19 protein-coding genes are annotated in these 20,056 nt (G+C 43.9%); 6 read left to right on the top strand and 13 right to left on the bottom strand.

From position 1 onward, the window contains the following. Positions 1-82: IS3 family transposase (locus AT864_RS18785; RefSeq protein ID WP_156450494.1), on the top strand; the 82-nt coding region annotated here is incomplete at its 5' end. Positions 83-156: 74 nt separating this feature from the next. On the opposite strand, the gene acsA is transcribed toward AT864_RS18785, so the two are convergent. Then, positions 157-1,872, bottom strand: coding sequence for an acetate--CoA ligase (gene acsA / locus AT864_RS14625; protein ID WP_066150165.1), 1,716 nt, complete (start codon positions 1,870-1,872; stop codon positions 157-159). A gap of 182 nt (positions 1,873-2,054) precedes the next feature. Here acsA and AT864_RS14620 point away from each other — a divergent pair, with 182 nt between their 5' ends. The 3 genes from AT864_RS14620 to AT864_RS14610 are packed head-to-tail and all read left to right on the top strand — an operon-like array spanning position 2,055 to position 4,532. Beyond that, the gene (locus tag AT864_RS14620) at positions 2,055-2,687 is read left to right on the top strand and encodes a GNAT family N-acetyltransferase (protein ID WP_044745909.1); all 633 of its coding nucleotides are present in this window, start codon (positions 2,055-2,057) and stop codon (positions 2,685-2,687) included. Between the two features lie 25 nt (positions 2,688-2,712). Next, on the top strand, positions 2,713-3,357 hold the full coding sequence (locus AT864_RS14615; protein WP_066150162.1) for an acetoin utilization AcuB family protein: 645 nt from the start codon (positions 2,713-2,715) through the stop codon (positions 3,355-3,357). Further along, on the top strand, positions 3,354-4,532 hold the full coding sequence (locus AT864_RS14610) for an acetoin utilization protein AcuC (RefSeq protein ID WP_066150159.1): 1,179 nt from the start codon (positions 3,354-3,356) through the stop codon (positions 4,530-4,532). The genes AT864_RS14615 and AT864_RS14610 overlap by 4 nt, the downstream gene beginning before the upstream one ends. Before the next feature lie 114 nt (positions 4,533-4,646). Here AT864_RS14610 and ccpA read toward each other — a convergent pair whose 3' ends face one another. Both ccpA and AT864_RS14600 read right to left on the bottom strand, forming a co-directional pair. Further along, positions 4,647-5,642 (bottom strand): catabolite control protein A, encoded by a 996-nt coding sequence (ccpA, locus tag AT864_RS14605; RefSeq protein ID WP_044745906.1) that lies wholly within the window; start codon positions 5,640-5,642, stop codon positions 4,647-4,649. Between the two features lie 212 nt (positions 5,643-5,854). Continuing rightward, positions 5,855-6,937, bottom strand: coding sequence for a bifunctional 3-deoxy-7-phosphoheptulonate synthase/chorismate mutase (locus tag AT864_RS14600; protein WP_066150156.1), 1,083 nt, complete (start codon positions 6,935-6,937; stop codon positions 5,855-5,857). A 168-nt stretch (positions 6,938-7,105) separates the two neighbouring features. Between AT864_RS14600 and AT864_RS14595 the strand changes: the two genes are divergently transcribed. Further along, positions 7,106-9,274 (top strand): cell division protein FtsA, encoded by a 2,169-nt coding sequence (locus tag AT864_RS14595; protein WP_066150154.1) that lies wholly within the window; start codon positions 7,106-7,108, stop codon positions 9,272-9,274. 22 nt (positions 9,275-9,296) lie between these two features. Here AT864_RS14595 and ytxJ read toward each other — a convergent pair whose 3' ends face one another. The 3 genes from ytxJ to AT864_RS14580 are packed head-to-tail and all read right to left on the bottom strand — an operon-like array spanning position 9,297 to position 10,439. After that, positions 9,297-9,626, bottom strand: coding sequence for a bacillithiol system redox-active protein YtxJ (gene ytxJ / locus AT864_RS14590; RefSeq protein WP_066150151.1), 330 nt, complete (start codon positions 9,624-9,626; stop codon positions 9,297-9,299). 6 nt (positions 9,627-9,632) lie between these two features. Continuing rightward, positions 9,633-10,025, bottom strand: coding sequence for a YtxH domain-containing protein (locus tag AT864_RS14585; protein ID WP_066150148.1), 393 nt, complete (start codon positions 10,023-10,025; stop codon positions 9,633-9,635). A 15-nt stretch (positions 10,026-10,040) separates the two neighbouring features. Then, positions 10,041-10,439: a DUF948 domain-containing protein gene (locus AT864_RS14580; protein ID WP_066150144.1), complete on the bottom strand. Its 399-nt coding sequence runs from the start codon at positions 10,437-10,439 to the stop codon at positions 10,041-10,043. A 684-nt stretch (positions 10,440-11,123) separates the two neighbouring features. Here AT864_RS14580 and AT864_RS14575 point away from each other — a divergent pair. Then, positions 11,124-12,239 carry an aminopeptidase gene (locus tag AT864_RS14575; RefSeq protein ID WP_066150141.1) on the top strand — a complete coding sequence of 372 codons (1,116 nt, stop codon included), beginning with the start codon at positions 11,124-11,126 and terminating at the stop codon, positions 12,237-12,239. An 87-nt stretch (positions 12,240-12,326) separates the two neighbouring features. On the opposite strand, the gene murC is transcribed toward AT864_RS14575, so the two are convergent. From murC to AT864_RS14540, 7 genes are all read right to left on the bottom strand, one after another. Continuing rightward, on the bottom strand, positions 12,327-13,628 hold the full coding sequence (gene murC / locus AT864_RS14570; protein ID WP_044745899.1) for a UDP-N-acetylmuramate--L-alanine ligase: 1,302 nt from the start codon (positions 13,626-13,628) through the stop codon (positions 12,327-12,329). A gap of 308 nt (positions 13,629-13,936) precedes the next feature. Then, complete coding sequence (locus AT864_RS14565; RefSeq protein WP_066150138.1) at positions 13,937-15,034, bottom strand: nicotinate phosphoribosyltransferase; 1,098 nt, start codon at positions 15,032-15,034, stop codon at positions 13,937-13,939. Between the two features lie 167 nt (positions 15,035-15,201). Then, positions 15,202-17,442 carry a DNA translocase FtsK gene (locus AT864_RS14560; RefSeq protein ID WP_066150134.1) on the bottom strand — a complete coding sequence of 747 codons (2,241 nt, stop codon included), beginning with the start codon at positions 17,440-17,442 and terminating at the stop codon, positions 15,202-15,204. Positions 17,443-17,722: 280 nt separating this feature from the next. After that, on the bottom strand, positions 17,723-18,328 hold the full coding sequence (gene ytpR / locus AT864_RS14555) for a YtpR family tRNA-binding protein (RefSeq protein ID WP_044745896.1): 606 nt from the start codon (positions 18,326-18,328) through the stop codon (positions 17,723-17,725). Between the two features lie 23 nt (positions 18,329-18,351). After that, positions 18,352-19,149, bottom strand: coding sequence for a DUF1444 domain-containing protein (locus tag AT864_RS14550; RefSeq protein ID WP_044745978.1), 798 nt, complete (start codon positions 19,147-19,149; stop codon positions 18,352-18,354). Positions 19,150-19,166: 17 nt separating this feature from the next. Further along, positions 19,167-19,481, bottom strand: coding sequence for a thioredoxin family protein (locus AT864_RS14545; protein WP_044745895.1), 315 nt, complete (start codon positions 19,479-19,481; stop codon positions 19,167-19,169). Continuing rightward, positions 19,478-20,017 (bottom strand): DUF84 family protein, encoded by a 540-nt coding sequence (locus AT864_RS14540; RefSeq protein WP_044745894.1) that lies wholly within the window; start codon positions 20,015-20,017, stop codon positions 19,478-19,480. Before AT864_RS14540 ends, AT864_RS14545 begins: the two co-directional genes overlap by 4 nt. Positions 20,018-20,056: the final 39 nt, after the last annotated feature.

The following is a 20,056-nucleotide window of genomic DNA, read 5'->3' as shown; positions in this document are numbered from 1 at the left end:
CATTTGCTTTTATAATCATGATAGATATCAAAAACGATTAAATGGCCTTAGCCCTATGGAATATAGAGCTAAAGCCGCTTAGATCATTTTTATTATTTCCACTGTCTACTTGACAGGGGGCAGTTCAATTCGCGTCAGCCGTTTTTGCTATAATCATTAATCTTCCATCGTCGACAAATCTCCTGTCGGCAAGTTCAATTCCCATGCTTTTAACACGCGGCGCATGATTTTGCCGCTTCGTGTTTTCGGCAATTTATCACGAAACTCAATTTCCCGCGGAGCCGCATGAGCCGCTAATCCTTTCTTGACAAAAAGACGAATATCTTCAATCAATTCCTCAGACGGCTCATAGCCATCGCGCAACGAAATAAAGGCTTTAATAATTTCTCCTCGCACTGGATCAGGTTTTCCAATGACGCCTGCTTCAGCAACAGCCGGATGTTCAACAAGCTTACTTTCTACTTCAAACGGCCCTACGCGCTCTCCTGATGTCATAATCACATCATCAATCCGTCCTTGGAACCAGAAATAACCGTCCTCATCCATATAAGCCGAATCTCCCGACACATACCAATCCCCGATAAAATAGGATTCATATTTTTGCGGATTGTTCCAAATTTCCTTCATCATGGACGGCCAACCTTTGCGGATTGCCAGGTTCCCCATGCGATAAGGAGGCAATTCGTTTCCTTGATCATCAATGATCGCCGCTGTTACTCCAGGAATCGGCTTACCCATTGATCCAGGCTTGATTTCCATACACGGATAATTGCAAATGAGCTGTGCACCCGTTTCTGTCATCCACCACGTATCATGAATGCGGCGATGAAATACCTTTAATCCCCAGCGCACTACTTCCGGATTAAGCGGTTCTCCTACGCTTAAGATATGACGAAGTGAGCTCAAATCAAATTGTTTAATAATTTCATCTCCTGCTCCCATCAGCATTCGAAAAGCCGTCGGAGCGCTGTACCAAACCGTCACGCCGTAATCCTCGATTGTTTGATACCATATTTCCGGGCTGAAGCGTCCCCCGATAATCACGTTGGAAGCACCGCAGAGCCACGGGCCGAAAATTCCGTAAGAGGTTCCTGTTACCCATCCTGGATCCGCCGTGCACCAATATACATCATCCTCTTGTAAATCAAGCACCCATTTCGCTGTTTGATAATGCTGGATCATCGCATTGTGAACATGCAAGACGCCCTTCGGTTTTCCGGTAGAGCCAGATGTATAGTGCAAAATCAATCCATCCTGCCGATCCACCCATTCAACGTCAAAATGCTTACTTGCTTCATTCATGCGCTTTTTGAAGTCGATATATGGACCTTCCTCTTTAATTTGATCTCCCACTAACAAAACATACTTTAAGGCCGGAAGCTCATTGACAGGAACGCGCAGCAGCAATTCCGGAGTGGTGACAATGACCTTCGCTTCGCTGTCTTCCAGGCGATCGCGAACAGCCCCTTCCATAAACGCTTCAAATAACGGCCCAACAATCGCTCCTGTTTTAATTGCTCCAAGAACAGCAAAATACAACTCTGGCGAACGCGGCATAAAAACGAAGACGCGATCTCCTTTTTCTACTTCAGCGACTTGTTTGAATACATTGGCTGCCTTATTCGACCATTCTTTCATTTCTTTGAACGTATATTTTTCCTCGCGCGAAGCATCTCGATAATAAAGTGCGACTTTATTTTTCCGGAATGTCTCTACATGGCGGTCAATCGCCTCATAAGCCATATTTACGCGGCCTGTTTCCGACCATGAAAAATTTTTTTCAGCCTCTGACCAATCAAAATTTCGATAGGTTTCCTCATAATTGGCTAAATTGTGCTCCCCTTGTATGACTGATAGCGTTTCCACTTTCATTCCCCTATTTCCCCCTTATGTAAATGATTACATTTCCATTATAGTATAACTCATATAAATTCTCAATTTTTAAAAAATTAACTTTAAAAACAAAGTTTTTTGAAGTTTTTTTGAAAACGCTTTATCTTTCTTTTTTTCATGTATAATGGAACTGTGAGAAAAGATAACCAGGTGGTGACTGAATGGAACATAAAAAAACATATAATGCCAAAGAACTAAAAACTCCAAGAGGCACGCTGATCATCGAAGGGCCGGTGCCGCCCGAAAAGCTAGCAGCCTATGAATTTCACCATGACTTAACCGCATTCCGACAGCCAGAGCAACAGCATAAAGCACTGATCGAGATTGCTTGCCTTCCTGAAGGAAGGATTATCATCGCCCGCCATCATCACACCATTATCGGCTACGTCACATTTCTTTATCCTGATCCGCTTGAGCGCTGGTCTGAGGGTAACATGAGCAATTTGATCGAACTGGGGGCCATCGAGGTCATTCCTGAATTCCGCGGCTATCAAGTGGGCAAAAACTTGCTTATTGTTTCGATGATGGATGATGCAATGGAAGATTATATTATCATCACGACAGAATATTATTGGCATTGGGATTTAAAAAGAACCGGACTGAATGTGTGGGAATATCGTAAAATCATGGAGAAAATGATGAATGCTGGAGGACTTGTCTGGTATGCGACTGATGATCCTGAAATCTGCTCGCATCCGGCTAACTGCCTTATGGCCCGCATTGGAAAACGAGTCGATCAGGAATCCATTCAAAAGTTCGATCGCCTTCGGTTTATGAACCGTTTTATGTATTAAATCAGCAAACAAAGGGGGAGAAGGTATGATTGTTGAACAAATTATGAAAACAAACATCTTCACACTTCATCCAAACAGTACGATCACAGATGCGATCAACCTAGTCAAGCAGAAGCGCATTCGCCATATTCCGATCGTCGATGAAGAACAGCGCATCTTGGGCATTGTGACAGACCGTGATATTCGTGATGCAAGCCCTTCTATTTTCCATGCCCATGAACATTTAGAAGACTTTGAAAAACCGATTAGCACGCTGATGAAAACAGATGTGATTACAGGCCACCCTCTTGATTTTGTAGAAGAAATTGCGGCGTTATTTTATGAGCACCGAATTAGCTGTTTACCGATTGAAACAGATGGAAAATTAGTAGGAATGGTGACTGAAACGGATTTGCTGTACACGCTTGTACAACTGACAGGAGCGCATCAGCCTGGATCACAGATCGAAGTCAAGGTACCTAATTATAGCGGAATGCTAAGCGAAGTAGCAGCGGTCTTTGCGAAAAGAAATATGAATATTTCCAGCGTCCTTGTCTATCCAGATAGCGATGAACGCTACAAAATTCTTGTATTCCGCATTCAAACCATGAATCCTACCGGAATTATTGCTGATTTAAAAAACGCAGGCTACACGGTTCTATGGCCAAACCTACCGGGGGTTTCATCATGAAGAAGGATTGTGTGTTCGTATACTCAGATGCATTTCAAACTTACAAATTCAACGATGACCATCCATTTAACCAATTGCGCGTTAAACTCACTTATGATTTGCTCCAAGCTATCGATGCTTTAGAAGACGGACAAATTATTTCACCTCGCATCGCCACAGATGAGGAACTGGAATTGATTCACGACCGTGCTTACATTGAAGCCGTTAAAGCGGCTGGGCAAGGAAAATTAACAGATGAGATCGCCCTGAATTACGGACTGGGGACAGAGGATACCCCTATTTTTCCTAATATGCATGAAGCAAGTGCTTTGCTAGTAGGAGCGACGTTAACAGCTGTGGATTATGTATTATCAGGAAAAGCTGTCCACGCCTTAAGCCTAGGCGGAGGACTCCACCATGGGTTTCGCGGTAAAGCATCGGGATTTTGCATTTATAATGATAGTGCGGTAGCGATTAAATACATTCAAGAACGCTATGGGCTTCGCGTTCTTTATGTGGATACGGATGCCCATCATGGCGACGGAGTACAATGGGCCTTTTACGACGATCCGAATGTCTGTACGTTTTCCATTCATGAAACGGGAAGATATTTGTTCCCTGGAACAGGAAACATTACAGAGCGGGGGCACGGAAAGGGGTATGGGTTCTCATTTAATATTCCCGTCGATGCGTTTACCGAGGATGAATCATGGCTTGATGCTTACACGCAAGCATTGCGAGAAATCGCTGATTTTTTTAAGCCAGATGTCATTTTGACACAAAATGGGGCCGATGCCCACTACTACGATCCGCTTACTCATCTATCTGTCACAACGAAAACTTATCGTGAGATCCCAAGGCTGGCTCATGAAATCGCTCATCAATATTGTGACGGCCGCTGGATTGCCGTCGGTGGAGGCGGCTACGATATTTGGCGCGTCGTACCAAGAGCATGGTCATTCATTTGGCTTGAAATGACTGAACAATCAAACATTTCAGGAAACCTCCCGCAAGCATGGCTTGAAAAATGGCAGCCGTACTCTCCTGTTCCGCTTCCTGAAACATGGGACGATCCAGAAGGATTGTATCCGCCCATTCCACGCAAGGGAGAAATTACTGAAAAAAACGCTCTGACTGTCGAGAAAGCGCTTTATCCCATTCGCAACCAACGTCCCAACATGAAGCAAAGCCTATGAAATTTCATATTTGGCGACATTCCTTGTCTGCCAACCGTTTTCAAGATATTCTCAGTCAGAAAAACAATGGTAGACAAAGTGAAAATTCACTTTGTCTACCACCAAAATCTTTGTTTATTTTGTTGATTCTCGATATTCAATGCGATGCGGCAGCACAACAATATGGTTTTCGACATGCTCTTTATTCATATATTTCGTGAGCAGCCGCATAGCCACCGCGCCGATATCATACATTGGCTGGACAACCGTAGTTAAGCGCGGGCGCACCATTGTCGCAAGCCGGGTATTATCAAACCCGACTACCTCCAATTGGTTTGGCACATGAATGCCATGGTCCTGCGCGCTATGAATCACTCCAAGCGCCATCTCATCTGTACCAGCAAATACGGCTGTTGGTCTATCATGCAATTCCATCATTTTTTCATACGCTTCGATACCCGAATCGTATGAATAGTCTCCTTCAATAATCAGCCCCTCATCATATGCAATTCCTCTCTCCTCAAGCGCACGCCGATAACCTGACAGCTTTTTCTGATTAATTGGATCATCAGCCGGTCCGGTCACATACGCTATGCGTGTATTTCCTTTATCAAGAAGATAGGTCACAGCTTCAAATGCGGCTTGCTCGTAGTCAATGTTTACTGATGGAATCGCATGATTTTGCTCAATGGTCGCCGCCAGCACAATCGGAACGGATGATTTCTGAAATTCGCTTACATGTTCATCCGTCATATTGCCCCCCATGAACACGATTCCATCTACTTGCTTTGCCAGCATCGTATTGAGCAAATGCAACTCTTTCTCTTTGTTTTGATCGGAGTTGCTCAAAATGATATTATATTTATACATCGTAGCAATATCTTCGATTCCTCGCGCTAATTCGGCAAAAAAGATGCTCGAAATATCAGGGATAATCACGCCGACCGTTGTCGTTTTTTTGCTGGCGAGCCCGCGTGCAACAGCGTTTGGCCGATAGCCGAGTCGTTCAATGGCCTCCAATACCTTTTTTCTTGTCGACGGCTTAACATTTGGATTCCCATTAACTACTCGTGATACCGTTGCCATCGACACATTTGCTTCTCGAGCAACATCATAAATGGTTACATTCATTTATCCCACTCCTCTTATACCTCTATTTTATGACAATCGTCATCTTGTCTACTTATTATATTAGCAATATCATACGATACATTATGGAACAATGGCAACGTCTTGACAAATAATTTGTAAATGTTTTCGTATTTTATTCAAACTAAGACCAAAATAAAAAATCCCTTTCACCAGCGCGTATTCGCCCCGATGAAAGGGAAGGGTCGCGTGATTTACGCCTTCACCATTTGCCGTTGAAACGATTTTAATTCTTCCATAAATTCGTTAAATTGAGCAATATCCATTTGCTGAGCTGAATCTGATAAAGCAACGGCTGGATCAGGATGCACCTCGGCCATCACTCCGTCGGCACCGATTGCCAATGCCGCCTTGGCGCAAGGAAGCAATAGATCGCGTCTTCCAGTCGAGTGAGTCACATCGACAAATACCGGCAAATGAGTTTCTTTCTTTAAGATCGGCACAGCAGAAATGTCAAGCGTATTCCGCGTTGCCCGTTCATATGTGCGGATTCCACGCTCGCAAAGAATAATTTGATCATTTCCTTGCGACATAATGTATTCTGCAGCGTTGATAAACTCTTCGATCGTTGCAGCCAGTCCGCGCTTTAGCAATACCGGTTTATTTACTTGGCCGGCCGCCTTTAACAGCTCAAAGTTTTGCATATTGCGCGCACCGATTTGAATGACGTCGATGTAATCAAGGGCTGTTTCAATATCGGCAGGAGTCACGATTTCACTAATGACTGCTAAATCGTATTCGGCAGCAATTCTTTTCAAAATTTTCAGCCCTTCCACTCCAAGTCCTTGGAAGTCATATGGAGATGTTCTTGGCTTGTACGCTCCCCCGCGCAATAATTTTAATCCGTGCTGTTTCACTGCCTTAGCTACTTCAGCCACCTGTTCGTAGCTTTCTACTGCGCAAGGCCCCATCACAAAATATTGATTGCCGTCACCAATTTTTTCACCTTTGATGTTGACAATCGTATTTTCTGGCTTTTTCTTCCGCGAAACAAGCAGCGCTTTGCGATGATCGTCTTCTTGCAGCTCTAAGCCCGCTTTAAAAATTTCTTTAAAAATATGTTTCAACGTCGCCGTTTCAAACGGTCCGTCGTTATATTCAAGAATCAAATCGAGCATCTTTCGCTCACGAACTGGATCATAGCGATAAGTGCCCTGTGTTTCTTTAATTTTCCCAATTTCTTGGACAAGGCGGCCTCGTTCGTTAATCAATTTTAAAATCTGCAAGTTCACTTCGTCGACCCTTGCCCTTAACTCGTCTAATCTGTCGTTGCTCATGCTTTCTCATCCTTTCGTGGTTTATAAAAATAAAAAAATATGATACATTTCTATTAATTAGACATTATAATCGAAATGGATACAATTGTCACTAAAAAACTTTAGCCATTAAACGCATTTAAGTAATAAAGCAGCATATGACAAATTTTAAAAGAAGGTGAATGGTCCGTGAACAATGAGACAGCCATTTTTGCATTAGATATCGGAACGCGCTCTGTTATTGGGGTTATTTTACAAGAAATGAACGGTGCTTATCAAGTATTTGATGTGATAGCAAAAGAACATGATGAACGAGCCATGCTCGACGGACAAATTCATGATATCCCGGCAGTCTCGAAAACCATTATAGAAATTAAAGAAGCATTGGAAAAAAAATATGGACCGTTGCGACGCGTTTCTGTTGCTGCTGCTGGAAGAGCCTTAAAAACCGAACGGGCTGAAGCGACATTGTGGGTATCCGGAAAGACGATGATCACAAAAGAAGATGTGACGCATTTAGAATTAAGCGCTGTGCAGCAAGCACAAGCAAAATTGGCGGCACAGCAGCAAGAACAAAGCCATCATTACTATTGCGTAGGCTATTCTGTAGTGAACTACAAAATTGACGGACAAGAAATCGGCAGTTTAATTGACCAGCAAGGGACAGAAGCAGCCGTTGAAGTGATCGCCACATTTTTGCCTAAAATTGTGGTCGATTCTCTTCTGGCGGCTTTACAACGCGCCAACCTTGAAATGGAGGCGCTGACCCTTGAGCCAATCGCAGCTATTAATGTGCTGATACCGCCTACCATGCGCCGTTTAAACGTCGCGCTCGTCGATATTGGCGCCGGAACTTCTGATATCGCTATCACTGATCTCGGCACCGTAGTGGCTTATGGAATGGTTCCGGTTGCCGGAGATGAGATTACGGAAGCGATTTCAGACCAATATTTATTAGATTTTCCATTGGCTGAACAAACAAAACGCGAGCTTTCCAAAAACACGACCGTCACCATCACAGATATTTTAGGCTTTGAAACAGAAGTGAGCAGTGAAGAAATCGTTGCTTCCATTTCCGAGGCGATTGATCGGCTTGCTCAAGCTATCCGTGATGAAATCTTGCTTTTGAATAACGGAAAGCCTCCAAAAGCCGTTATGTTGGTTGGCGGCGGCAGCTTGACTCCTCAGTTGCCAAAACGACTGGCTAAAATGCTTGAATTGCCGGATCATCGCGTGGCGATCCGAGGAGTAGAAGCCATTCAAAAATTAACAATCAGTCCAGACATCCATCTGCATGGGCCAGAGCTTGTCACCCCCATCGGCATTGCCATTACATCCCAGCAAAATCCGGTGAAGTATGTTAGCGTCTCTGTCAACGGACAGCTTGTTCGCTTATTTGATATGAAGCAGCTAACCATTGGCGACTGTTTGCTGGCCAGCGGCATTTCCATTCATAAGCTATACGGGAAACCAGGAATGGCTCTTGTTGTCACTGTCAATGGACAAATGATCACCATTCCAGGCACACATGGGCAACCTCCGCTCATTACGAAAAACGGCATTCCAGCTGCTTTAGACACCTCCATTCATGATGGAGACGATATTTTCGTTGAAAAAGGGAAAGACGGGGAAGCTGTGTCCATTTCATTAAGAGATTTAATCGATGAGCTGCCGCGCAAAACCGTCACCATAAATGGAGACACGTATAAAATCAAAGCAGCGGTCTATCAAAACGGACAGGCTGTTTCTTTAGATACATATGTCCATGATCGCGACATCATTACCCTGAAAATGCCAGAAACCATCGAGGAATTGCTGCATAGTCTCAACCTCTCTCAATGGCTGACAAAGCTCAAACCATTTATCGTCTATCTCAATCATTCTCCTATTGAAATCAAAGCATGGGCTGGGACTATTTATAAAAATCAGCTGGAAGCGCGGTTATCATCAAGCTTTGAGGATGGCGACATCATTGAACTTACAGACCAAGCGGCACCAACGCTTCGCGAGCTGGCTGACGCTCAGCAAATCCGTTTGACCTACTCCGTCCCTGTCCGTTTTAATGGAGAGTGGATTACTCTTTCCAAACCTTTGGTGCAAGTTTATCGTAACGGACAGCTGCTTCATGAAGAGGATCAAGTTGAAAACGGATCGACTCTGGAACTGGTCGAAAGGAAAATGGAGCCATTTATTTTTCAAGATATTTTTAACTATGTTCAAATCGATATCCCTTCGTCTGCTTCAGCGACTTTCACGTTGCTAAAAAACGGGGAGCGAGTGACATTTTATGAACCTTTGGCTCCGGGGGATGAATTAGAAATGACTTGGGAGCCCATCCATATAAACAAAAAATCATAGGCTGATCCCAAGTGATAGGGGATCAGCCTATAATTTGCCGCTTCAGTTCATCGTACGTAATGCTCCAATGCGAGGTGTGCCATTTAACAGAGCCGTTTGCAAACAGCAACGCTTGAGGCGATTCATGCTTTATGCTGAATGTCTCAGCAATGTAATTGGAAAGTGGCCGTGCTTCTTGCACATATAAATAATACGCGGCCACTTCCGGATGATCCTCTACAAACTTCTCGTACTCCGCGAAAGCCGCTCGGCTTATCGGACACGTTAGGCTATGTTTCAATAACAAAAAATGTTTGACTTCTTGAACGATTGGTTCAAATTGTTCTACTGTTTCAAGCTTTTGTTTTCCCACATTATTTCACTCCGCTTCATTCGGATGCTGTTTTTTCTGTTCCGCATCACTCAATGCCTGTTCTGTTTCTTTCAACAATCTGTCAATTGCTTCTTTATTGTTGTCCACTGGAATCCGGATCGCTTCTGTCTCCAGTTCAATTCCTTCATGTTCCTGCTCATTCATGTCGCTTTCCGTGTCTTTGGCTGCCGGTACTCTCTTAGCTACCTCTTTTGTTTTCTCTTTCGCAATTTCCAGCCATTCTGTAGCCTTTGTTTTAATTGGCTCCAAATTCCCTGTCACATTTATTTCTGCTACCCACTTTTTCCCCTTATCGCTTGTGAAAAGTAGGGCCGTCGCAGCTCCAACCACCCCGCCAACAATCGCTCCTAGCAAAAAACTCCCGTTATTTTTTCCCATCTTGCATCCTCCTTTTTAGTTTGTTTTTTTTCTTCTTTTCCATTTTCCCCATATTTCTAAAAAAGCATTTCCCCATTGCACCGCTTGAATGACTTTTTGCTCATTGCTCGACAGCTGTTTAGCTAAAGAATCGTTAAACGTTTGGATCGTCGCTCCTACCTGTTTGACGGTGTCAAATAGCCTGTTTAAACTCTCCATTTTTTTTTGTACATCATCAGCTACCGCATTCGTTTTATGCAATAGTTGAGAGGTTTCCGTCCCGATTTCATTCACTTGCTTTTCCATTCCTTCGATTGTTTTCGTCAAGCTTTGCAATGTATCCTGCACTCTTTTCAATGTTTTAACTAAATACACAACTAAAATGAAAAAGGCAATCGCAACCAATGCTACGCTTAAATATAAAATGATTTCCACATTTTTTCCTCCCCAATGCAACCTTTCTTTAAAAGAGACTATTCGACTTCGTATCGACAAATTCCTCCTCTAACATTCTATATAATTTGAAATTTTAACAGACAGGAACATGGCGCAAGCATACACACCAAATCAATGAATGAACATTTCTCGCCACATTGGTAACGCGGCTCTGCATTCGAACAAACAACTGTCGAAAAATGGCGTACATCCCTAGACTGCTCCATCAAAGATGAGACAAACAGGATCAGTAAACATCCACGATCGAAAAAGTTTTGTGACTTACCTTCCCACACGCATTCACGTGACGAAGGTTAGATTCAAGACGTTTGATCCATTTATGGTTCCGTACAGCAGCTTGTTTCGCCCACCTAAAACGGTCCTCACTCTTTCATACAGCTGGTAAACATATCAAGTGACAGCTATTCTATTCAACAAATTGGGCAAAATAGGATACAATAATTTTGTATACATAGTAGGTAAAGCTTGTTGATGAATCAAAGAAGACAAACGGGACGCCCATGTTCCCCTATGTTTGTCTGGTTGCGACAAACGGCAGGTTCCGTGCTATGCTGACCATGAGATAGAAGACGCTCAGGTTTATCCTTGGCAATTCTGCATTTCTCAAGCAACGTCATGATCACCAATGCCAAAATCAATCGATTCGAATGGGAGGAAGCATAAATGAAAGATCCACGCATTGAGCAATTAGCCAAAACTCTAATTCAATACTCGGTTCGCCTGCAAAAGGGAGAAAAAGTATTAATTGAAAACTTCGGGCTTCAGCGCGAATTTGTCATCGCTCTCGTCCGGGAAGCCTATGCTGCTGGAGGATATCCGTTTGTATTGTTAAAGGATCATCAAATTGATCGAGCTCTTTTACTCGGTGCACAAGAGGAGCAATTTCAAATGATGGCCGACTTCGAAGCAAGCATCATGGCGCAAATGGACGCTTATATCGGGCTTCGGGCCGGTGACAATATTAACGAATTTGCTGATATTCCTGATGATAAAATGCGGCTTCATGGCAAAACCGTCATGCAAAAAGTGCATCGCGATATTCGTGTTCCCAAAACAAAATGGGTGGTGCTCCGTTATCCAAGCCCATCGATGGCTCAGTTGGCAAAAATGAGCACCGAAGCATTTGAAGATTTTTATTTTAATGTGTGCAATCTTGACTATAGCAAAATGGATCGAGCAATGGATGCGCTCGTCGATTTAATGAACAAAACCGATCAAGTGCGCATTACAGGACCAGGAACTGACTTGTCCTTCTCTATTAAGGATATTCCAGCCATTAAATGCTCTGGACAGATGAACATTCCAGATGGCGAAGTATACACGGCTCCTGTTCGTGATTCTGTCAATGGCACTATTTCGTTCAATACGCCGTCTCCTTACCATGGCTTTACATTTGAAAACGTCAAGCTAACGTTTAAAGATGGCCAAATCACGGAAGCAACGGCTAACGATACAGAACGAATTAATCAAATTTTCGATACAGATGAAGGCGCACGCTATATCGGTGAGTTTGCCATCGGCGTCAATCCATACATCCAGCACCCGATGCAGGATATTTTATTTGACGAAAAAATTGACGGAAGCTTTCATTTCACTCCTGGACAGTGCTATGATGATGCATACAACGGCAATCATTCCACCATTCACTGGGACATGGTGATGATTCAACGTCCAGAATACGGCGGCGGTGAAATTTATTTTGATGGAGTGTTAATCCGCAAAGACGGGCGCTTCGTCATACCGGAGCTTGAAGCGCTAAATCCGGAAAATCTCAAATAAGGTGTAATACAAAGAGCCGATTCATTGAATGAATCGGCTCCCCTCTTCTTCAAGCAGAAGAAAAGCACTTAGAATGAGCTCTCGGTGCTATGAATGAACGGTTTGCTCATATGCCTCTTGAAACTTTTGAATATCTCCGGCTCCCATAAATACCAGCACCGCATGCGCATGCTGCTTTAATACCGATGTATCGTCTTCTGTAATCAGGCGAGCATGTGGAATTTTCGCTTGCAAATCATAAATCGACAGCTGTCCCTGATGCTCACGGGCAGAGCCAAAAATATCGCACAAATACACCTGATCCGCTTGCTGAAGGCTCTCAGCAAACTCTTGCAAAAAGGTTTGCGTTCTTGTATAGGTGTGTGGCTGAAAGATCGCAACAATTTCACGATTCGGATATTTTTGTCTTGCCGCATCAAGCGTTGCCACAATTTCTCGCGGATGATGAGCATAGTCGTCAATCAAAATTTGATCGCCGATCTCTTTTTCACTAAACCGCCGCTTCACTCCTTGGAACGTTTTTAAACGTTCTTGAATAATGCGCACATCAATTTCTTCATAATGGCAAAGGGCAATGACCGCCAACGCATTGAGCACATTATGATCGCCAAAACGCGGGATTTCAAATGAAGCAAAAAACGTATTGCGAACAAATACATCAAACGAAGTTCCTTCTGTCGTTTTCACGATATTGCGCGCCTGAAAATCGTTGTCATCGCCAAAGCCATAAAACAAAACCGGGACCTTCGCTTGAATTTTTTGCAAATACTCGTCATCCCCGCATGCAATAATCCCCTTTTTCACCTGCATCGCCATCTCCTGAAAAGCGGCAAATACATCATCAATATTCGCAAAATAATCTGGATGATCAAAGTCAATGTTCGTCATAATCGCATAATCAGGGAAATACGATAAAAAGTGACGCCGATATTCGCAAGCTTCAAACACAAAATATTGGCTTCCTTCTACTCCTTTTCCAGTTCCATCCCCAATTAAATACGAGGTCGGTTTCGCTCCTTGCATCACATGAGCCAACAGCCCTGTCGTCGATGTTTTCCCATGTGCTCCTGTCACGGCAACACTTGTGAATTTTTGCAAAAAATCGCCCAAAAATCGATGATAACGAATAACAGGAACCCCTAATTCATGTGCCGCTTGAATTTCTTCATGCGTATCCGCAAATGCATTTCCAGCAATCACTGTACAGCCAGGGCGAATGTTCTCCCTGCTAAACGGAAAAATGGGAATTCCCCGCTCTTCTAGCGCTCTTTGTGTAAAAAAACGCTTTTCAACATCTGATCCTTGAACAATATACTTCATATCATGAAGAATTTGTGCTAACGCGCTCATTCCTGTTCCTTTAATGCCCACGAAATGGTAAACAGTCATATCGAAGACCTCCAACAATCGTCTGTCTGAACCTTTACGCCATAAAAATCGGCTCAATACGGAACCGATTGGTCTGGTTCGAGCATGATCGCTGTTTGATTCTGCTCATCTCCTTTGCAGAATCAAGCGACACTTTCCTCTGTAACACAGTATATGATGCTCCTATAGATTTGTCATTTGCCTGCTATATGTATTCTCACATTTCATCATTATATCACTGTTTTTCGTCAAAGACTATGATGAAAAAGGAAAACTGATAGTAGTCCTCTCTCTATCAGTTTTCCCCGCTTTCCTATATTGTATTGCCTTTACTCTACTTTTTCTAAACGAGGATTGGGGCGATATCGCCGCCCTGCCTTAGCTTGATGCTTGCCGTTTAACAGTACGTTATCTCCTGTAAAGCCAATATGAATTTTTAACAGGCTGCTCCCTACTCCATACATATCAACAGGAACCCCCTGTTGTTCAAATTCGATAATGCGTTGTTCATTAAATCCGCCGCTTACCACAATTTTAACATGTTCAAATCCTTCGCGGTCCAATGCTTCCCGCAGCGCAAAAATAAGCGGAGGATTCACCCCGCGCGGATCGAACGTCCCCAGCACTTCCGGATGACGGATAAAATATTGATCGATCATCGTACGTGATGTATCGACACGCACTCCTTTTAATTTATCGCCAAATTCCCTAGCTACACGAAGCGCATCTGTAATACAGTCATTATTATAATCGACAAGAACAACTAAATCGTCCTCTGGATACTTCGCATAATACGCTTTCGCGGCCGCTACGACATCCCCATCAAACAATTGAATCAGCGCATGAGGCATCGTTCCCATCCCTTGCTTGCCCCACCATTCATTCATCGCATGAGTCGCTTGGGCCGTAGAACCGCCGATAAAAGCGGCATAACCATCGCCAGCTTGTTGCGTATAATGGTCATCACGATCCCCCATAAAAATAATCGGTTTTTGCACTCCAGAAAGCGCAGCCGCTTTTACAACGTTATATACGTTTGTCGCTACCGATGTGCGGCGCGCCAAAATACCGTCAATAATCCCTTCCAGATAGCCAAAATTTTGATAAGGCCCCGTAATGGTGAGCACCGTTTCAAACGGACTTATTTTGTCTCCGTCTTTTAGCGAGTAAATTTCTAATTTTTCCGGCTCATCGGCAAAAGTTTTAACGAGTGCAATCACTTCATCCGTGCCGCACAGCACCGCATGCTCTTTTTGGAAAAATTGCATGGTGACGATGTTATCTGGGCAAAATTCGCGCACGATTTCCCTCGTTTTCAAAAAATAGACAGCGGAAAACCAGCCATCGCGAATACGCTCATCAAACTTGAATGTCTGGTTGGTTAATCTCTTAATTTTTCCCTGTAATTTCAATTCAATTTCCTTCATATTCTGCTCCCTCGCCTGCTCTAATTTATATAGCCGATATGAATTATGTCACACCATGATACGAACACCAATAGAAAAACTGACACCCCGTAAGGAAAAGGGAAAATCCCCCTTTCCTTACTGCTTCGCATGAGCGCTGTCAGAAAATCCATCTGCTATATAGTCAATCATATCATATGACCTTCTTGCAAATGAGCCAACTCTTCTTCCGTAATCAATACATCACGCGGCTTACTGCCTCGCGCCTCCGAAATGATTCCCTGCTCCTCCATCATCTCCATCAGTCGCGCCGCACGGTTATAACCGATGCGGAAACGGCGCTGCAAGCTTGAGGTAGACGCTCCTCCTTGCTGTACAACAAATTCGCATGCTTCATAAAACAGTTCATCCTCTTCGTTTGATAAAGACGCCTGTTTTAAAAAGTCATCCTGTTCGAATAAATAAGCTGGGGACATTTGCTGCTTCACATGGGACACCACTCGCTCGATCTCCTCATCGGACACAAAATTTCCTTGTATGCGCACCGTTTTCGATGTTCCATTCTCTAAAAACAGCATATCGCCACGTCCAAGCAACTTTTCGGCCCCGTTTGTATCAATGATGGTCCGGGAATCGACTTGAGAAGAAACAGAAAAGGCGATTCTTGTCGGAATGTTTGCTTTAATTAAGCCTGTAATGACATCAACAGATGGGCGCTGTGTCGCCACGATTAAATGGATTCCGCATGCTCTCGCTTTTTGGGCAATCCGGCAAACGGCTTCCTCGACATCTGTTGGGGCAACCATCATTAAATCCGCTAGCTCATCAATGATAATGACGATATACGGAAGATGGTGCTCTGGTGTCTGCTCTCTTCTCACCAGCTCGTTATATTTTTGAATATCCCTTACTCCAGTGTGAGCAAACAAGCTGTACCGCCGCTCCATTTCTTCAACTGCCCACTTTAATGCCCCTGTCGCTGCTTTGACATCGGTCACCACCGGACTGACAAGATGCGGGATGTCATTATATGGAGCCAGCTCCACCATTTTTGGATCAATTAATAATAATTTTACTTCATGAGGCGCCGCTTTATAAAGCAAACTGACAAGCATGGCATTGATGCAGACGCTTTTTCCTGAACCCGTTGCCCCGGCAATTAACCCATGCGGCATTTTCTTTAAGTCTGTCACCATTGGCATCCCCGATAAATCCAGGCCGAGCGCAACCGTCAGTGGCGAAGAACTTGCTCTAAAAGCTTCACTTTGCAAAATTTCACGGATCAATACTGGACGGCTTTTAGCGTTCGGCACTTCAATCCCAATCGTGCTTTTTCCAGGAATCGGCGCTTCGATGCGAATATCTTTTGCTGCTAGACTTAGTTTAATATCATCGGATAAGCTTGTAATTTTGTTCACCTTCACCCCCGGTGCCGGCTGCACTTCAAATCTTGTTACGGTCGGCCCTTGAGCTACATGAACCACTTTGGCTCCCACATTGAAATTGGCAAACGTCTCATTAAGCTGGGCACATTGATGATCCATCCATTCTTTATCATTCTCTTTTTGCTCCAACGGGGGCTGCAGCAATTCAAGCTGTGGAAAACGGTAAGCGGGTTCCCCTTGTTTTTTCTCTTTTTTTCGCGCCTCCCATTTTTCCCGATCCTGCTTGAGCATCATGACATTATACGGAATGCGAGAAGACGGGCGCTGTGTCGGCGCTTGTTTTTCTTGTGGTTCGTTCGATAAAGACGCTTCTGCATTTTGCTCCTCTGTCTTCGCTTCCTTCTCCTCTTCTGACGGTCTTCCGTCTTGCTCCTCTGATGGGCGAACATCAAGAAGCTGTTCCTCCTCACTATCCGCCACTTCTTCAATAGCAGAGGGCTGCGCCTCCTCTTCATCGCTTAAAGCTAATGATTCCCCAAGCGACGGCTGATGTCCGATCAGCTCCTCTTCTTTCTCGCTTCCATGCTCTTTTTCATCAGGCAGATCCATGATGTATGTAATAGGGAGGTCCAGATGATGGCTCAAAAGCGAATCCTGCTTCTCCTCAGGGAGTTCCGTCTCACTATCCCGCTTTTCCGGCTGCATTGGCTGCGGCCGTCCTTTATAACCGTAAATCGGCGAAGGTACTTCTGAAGGTCGGAAAGGACGCTTTTCCATCGCAGGACTTTCAGGTTCCCTTCTCGGCTTTTCCCTTCTTTCTTGTCTTTCTTCTGCTTCATCATACGTTTTGCTGCTTCTTTTACGACGCGTTGACGCTTCATCAGGAATCAACGGAAACCGAAACTTTCCAGTTGGATACTGATAAGTCACTTTCACATCGAGTTCAGCAGCTGTTTTCTCGATGGGCTGTTCTTTCCGCTCAATCGGCGGCTGCCTATCCTCTTCCTGCAACAAATAACGAACAAGCCGTTTTAACCATTTCATCTAGAATTCACTCTTTCTATTCTCTTTTCAACTCTCTATTTTACCAATTATAAAAAAAAAGTCACTAGAAGGATGCCTAGTGACTGAAATAAACTGCCCTCCACCGATGCTTCGCTTAAAGGTGGGAACTTCAAGCGACTTGTGCGTGTTCGCTTTCCTTCGTTCCGAAGGGGGTCCGTTTGAACGATAGAAGATCCTATCCGTTGGCGATCTCCCATTGTCGTTCAGCTTCGCAAAACTTAGAAGTGGGAAACTTCTTTCAGATAAATGTTAAATAACATTATTTTGTAAAAGCTTGTCCAACTTGATAATCATCAGACAAAACTAAAATCCCTTTTTCTTGCGGAGCGTTTGGCAATTCAAGCTCGCGGGCGGAACAAATCATTCCGTAAGAAGGGACACCGCGCAATTCAGCTTCTTTAATGACAAGGCCGCTCGGCATAACCGCGCCAATTTTAGCTACTACCACCTTTTGCCCAGCATCCACATTCGGTGCTCCGCAAACAATTTGTAGCACTTCTGAGCCAACATCCACTTGGCATACGCTTAATTTATCCGCATTAGGATGTTTTTGTTTTTCTTTCACATATCCGACAACAAATTTGGGTGAAAAATCAGCTTCAATGAATTCCGTAAAGCCATTTTTCTCTAAAAGCTCATTGATGGCCTCAATTAACTGCTCGTCTACCTCCACCGCTGCATTTTCTTCAAAAGAGTAATGGTGAGAAACGTTAAAAATATTGTATCCTACTGTTTCGTTCGTCGTTTCGTCAAAAATGCGAACAATATCGCCCTTTTTTTCAAATGCGCGGCTTTCTGGGTTCATCGTCCTTAAAGAAATAAGCAACACATCGCCAATGCCTTCTCGATTATAAAATACGTTCATTGCACCTCTTCCTTTCTTTCCGACTACTGTTTTCCCTTATTTTTTCCTAATATAAAAACTGGTTCCAATTCGCCATTTTCATATAAAAATGATAGAGCGGTTACCGGCACATGGCCGCTTGCAAAAAAGCTCATTGTCAGCTGGGCAAGCACATCATATCCTGTTTCGTTTTGGATGTCGGCAACCACCAAAACGTCTTGATGAGGCACAGCCAGCACCATCGTTCCGGTGATTTTTTGGGCCATTTCTTCTAAAAAACGATCGTTTAAAATTCGGCTCGCATCATAGCCATCGTTTGTGTTCACAAAATAAAAACGATTTCCTGCCACTTCATCTTCTTTGACAGGAGTCTCTAAAGACCGGATGTTAAAGCGGGCAATCTCCTTGATTTGATGGACATCCCAATTTTCCTGCTCAATCAGCGTTTTGTCAATCAGACGATACGTGTTTCCTAAATCGAGCGCGTAGTAGATCCGTGTTTCAGCTGTATGCTCCTCGTAAATCAGCGGAATCCCGTCTTTTGTTTCTGTAGGAAACGAGGTAGAACGGATTACCGGATAAATGTCCTTTTCTTTCCCCGACAGCGTATGGGCTTCATGCATTGTATGGAGCGCTTGTTCAATATAATAGACAACCTCCTGAAGCGCTTCCTCCTGCTTTTCCTGCCATTTCGCAATAATGCCTGGCAACGAAACGGTGACACCTTTCTTGGTTTGCGAGTCTTCAATGCGAAGCGTATCCTTTTTGCTGTCAAACTGAAATGTCCAATCTTCACGCGCTAGCCGTTTTTCAATTTCTTTCGCCATTTTTTTACTATCCATTTGCATTTAGGGCTCCTTCACTGCAATCCTTGAATGAATTGCTCAATTTCCTCTTTTGTCTTTCTATCCTTGCTGACAAACCGTCCAAGTTCCTTTCCACGATCGTAAGCGACAAAGCTTGGAATGCCAAAAATATTTTCATCGGTACACACATCTAAAAGCTGGTCACGATCAATATAATAAAATTCGTAGTCAGAAAACTGTTGTTCAATTTCCGGCAAAAACGGTTCGATAAATCGGCAATCAGGGCACCATTCTGCTGAAAAAACGAAAATAGCCTTCTTTTCCTGTTTGATTGCTTGGTATTCTTTAGCTGTTTTAACCGTATTCATGATTTCTCCTCCTTTATTACTCCATTTTTCGTCCAAAACTCATACTGTCCTCTCAACAATTTAACAATATGGCTAAACATTTCGGTCCGATTCACGTAGCCATGTGTAAAAATACCGATGGCCCCTTCTTTTTGGCGGATATTTTGCTGACCAGTATAGGCTTCCATCACCTCGCCAAGCTCACGGCCGCTCCATACTCCTTCTGCCACCTCCAGCGGCAAAGGAATGCGTGCTCCCCCAGCGGAAACAACCATGCCATTCCGATCAACTAAAGCCCCCCAATTGCACACCCACAATTGGCTATCCGCCTCAACAACTCCTCCTTCAAGACCAATGGCGATATCTGCCTTCTCTTTCTCAAGTGCATGCTTCGCCCGATTGATCGCCCCTGCTCTTGTTTCTTCATCAGAAAAAGGTTGGGCAGCTACAGCAGAATCAACCTTTGTTGGTACAATTACATGGCGCTCATTGAAAAAAATAGCTTCGACAGCGGCTACCTTTGCTTGATTCGTTGTACCGACGGCAATTCTCATCATGTCATCCCCCTTTCACGGAAAAAGAGAAGCCTCATGAAG

The organism is Anoxybacillus sp. P3H1B (genome assembly GCF_001560855.1).
GTDB lineage: Bacteria > Bacillota > Bacilli > Bacillales > Anoxybacillaceae > Anoxybacteroides > Anoxybacteroides rupiense.
The sequence above is the reverse complement of the archived record's forward strand: the minus strand, read 5'-3'. Positions and strand labels throughout refer to the sequence as shown.

What these genes read in the sequence shown, in the direction of transcription:
- acsA (WP_066150165.1), bottom strand. Translation starts at nt 1,872, where the DNA reads ATGAAAGTGGAAACGCTATCAGTCATACAAGGGGAGCACAATTTAGCC.
- AT864_RS14620 (WP_044745909.1), top strand. Translation starts at nt 2,055, where the DNA reads ATGGAACATAAAAAAACATATAATGCCAAAGAACTAAAAACTCCAAGA.
- AT864_RS14615 (WP_066150162.1), top strand. Translation starts at nt 2,713, where the DNA reads ATGATTGTTGAACAAATTATGAAAACAAACATCTTCACACTTCATCCA.
- AT864_RS14610 (WP_066150159.1), top strand. Translation starts at nt 3,354, where the DNA reads ATGAAGAAGGATTGTGTGTTCGTATACTCAGATGCATTTCAAACTTAC.
- ccpA (WP_044745906.1), bottom strand. Translation starts at nt 5,642, where the DNA reads ATGAATGTAACCATTTATGATGTTGCTCGAGAAGCAAATGTGTCGATG.
- AT864_RS14600 (WP_066150156.1), bottom strand. Translation starts at nt 6,937, where the DNA reads ATGAGCAACGACAGATTAGACGAGTTAAGGGCAAGGGTCGACGAAGTG.
- AT864_RS14585 (WP_066150148.1), bottom strand. Translation starts at nt 10,025, where the DNA reads ATGGGAAAAAATAACGGGAGTTTTTTGCTAGGAGCGATTGTTGGCGGG.
- AT864_RS14575 (WP_066150141.1), top strand. Translation starts at nt 11,124, where the DNA reads ATGAAAGATCCACGCATTGAGCAATTAGCCAAAACTCTAATTCAATAC.
- murC (WP_044745899.1), bottom strand. Translation starts at nt 13,628, where the DNA reads ATGACTGTTTACCATTTCGTGGGCATTAAAGGAACAGGAATGAGCGCG.
- AT864_RS14565 (WP_066150138.1), bottom strand. Translation starts at nt 15,034, where the DNA reads ATGAAGGAAATTGAATTGAAATTACAGGGAAAAATTAAGAGATTAACC.
- AT864_RS14560 (WP_066150134.1), bottom strand. Translation starts at nt 17,442, where the DNA reads ATGAAATGGTTAAAACGGCTTGTTCGTTATTTGTTGCAGGAAGAGGAT.
- ytpR (WP_044745896.1), bottom strand. Translation starts at nt 18,328, where the DNA reads ATGAACGTATTTTATAATCGAGAAGGCATTGGCGATGTGTTGCTTATT.
- AT864_RS14550 (WP_044745978.1), bottom strand. Translation starts at nt 19,149, where the DNA reads ATGGATAGTAAAAAAATGGCGAAAGAAATTGAAAAACGGCTAGCGCGT.
- AT864_RS14545 (WP_044745895.1), bottom strand. Translation starts at nt 19,481, where the DNA reads ATGAATACGGTTAAAACAGCTAAAGAATACCAAGCAATCAAACAGGAA.
- AT864_RS14540 (WP_044745894.1), bottom strand. Translation starts at nt 20,017, where the DNA reads ATGATGAGAATTGCCGTCGGTACAACGAATCAAGCAAAGGTAGCCGCT.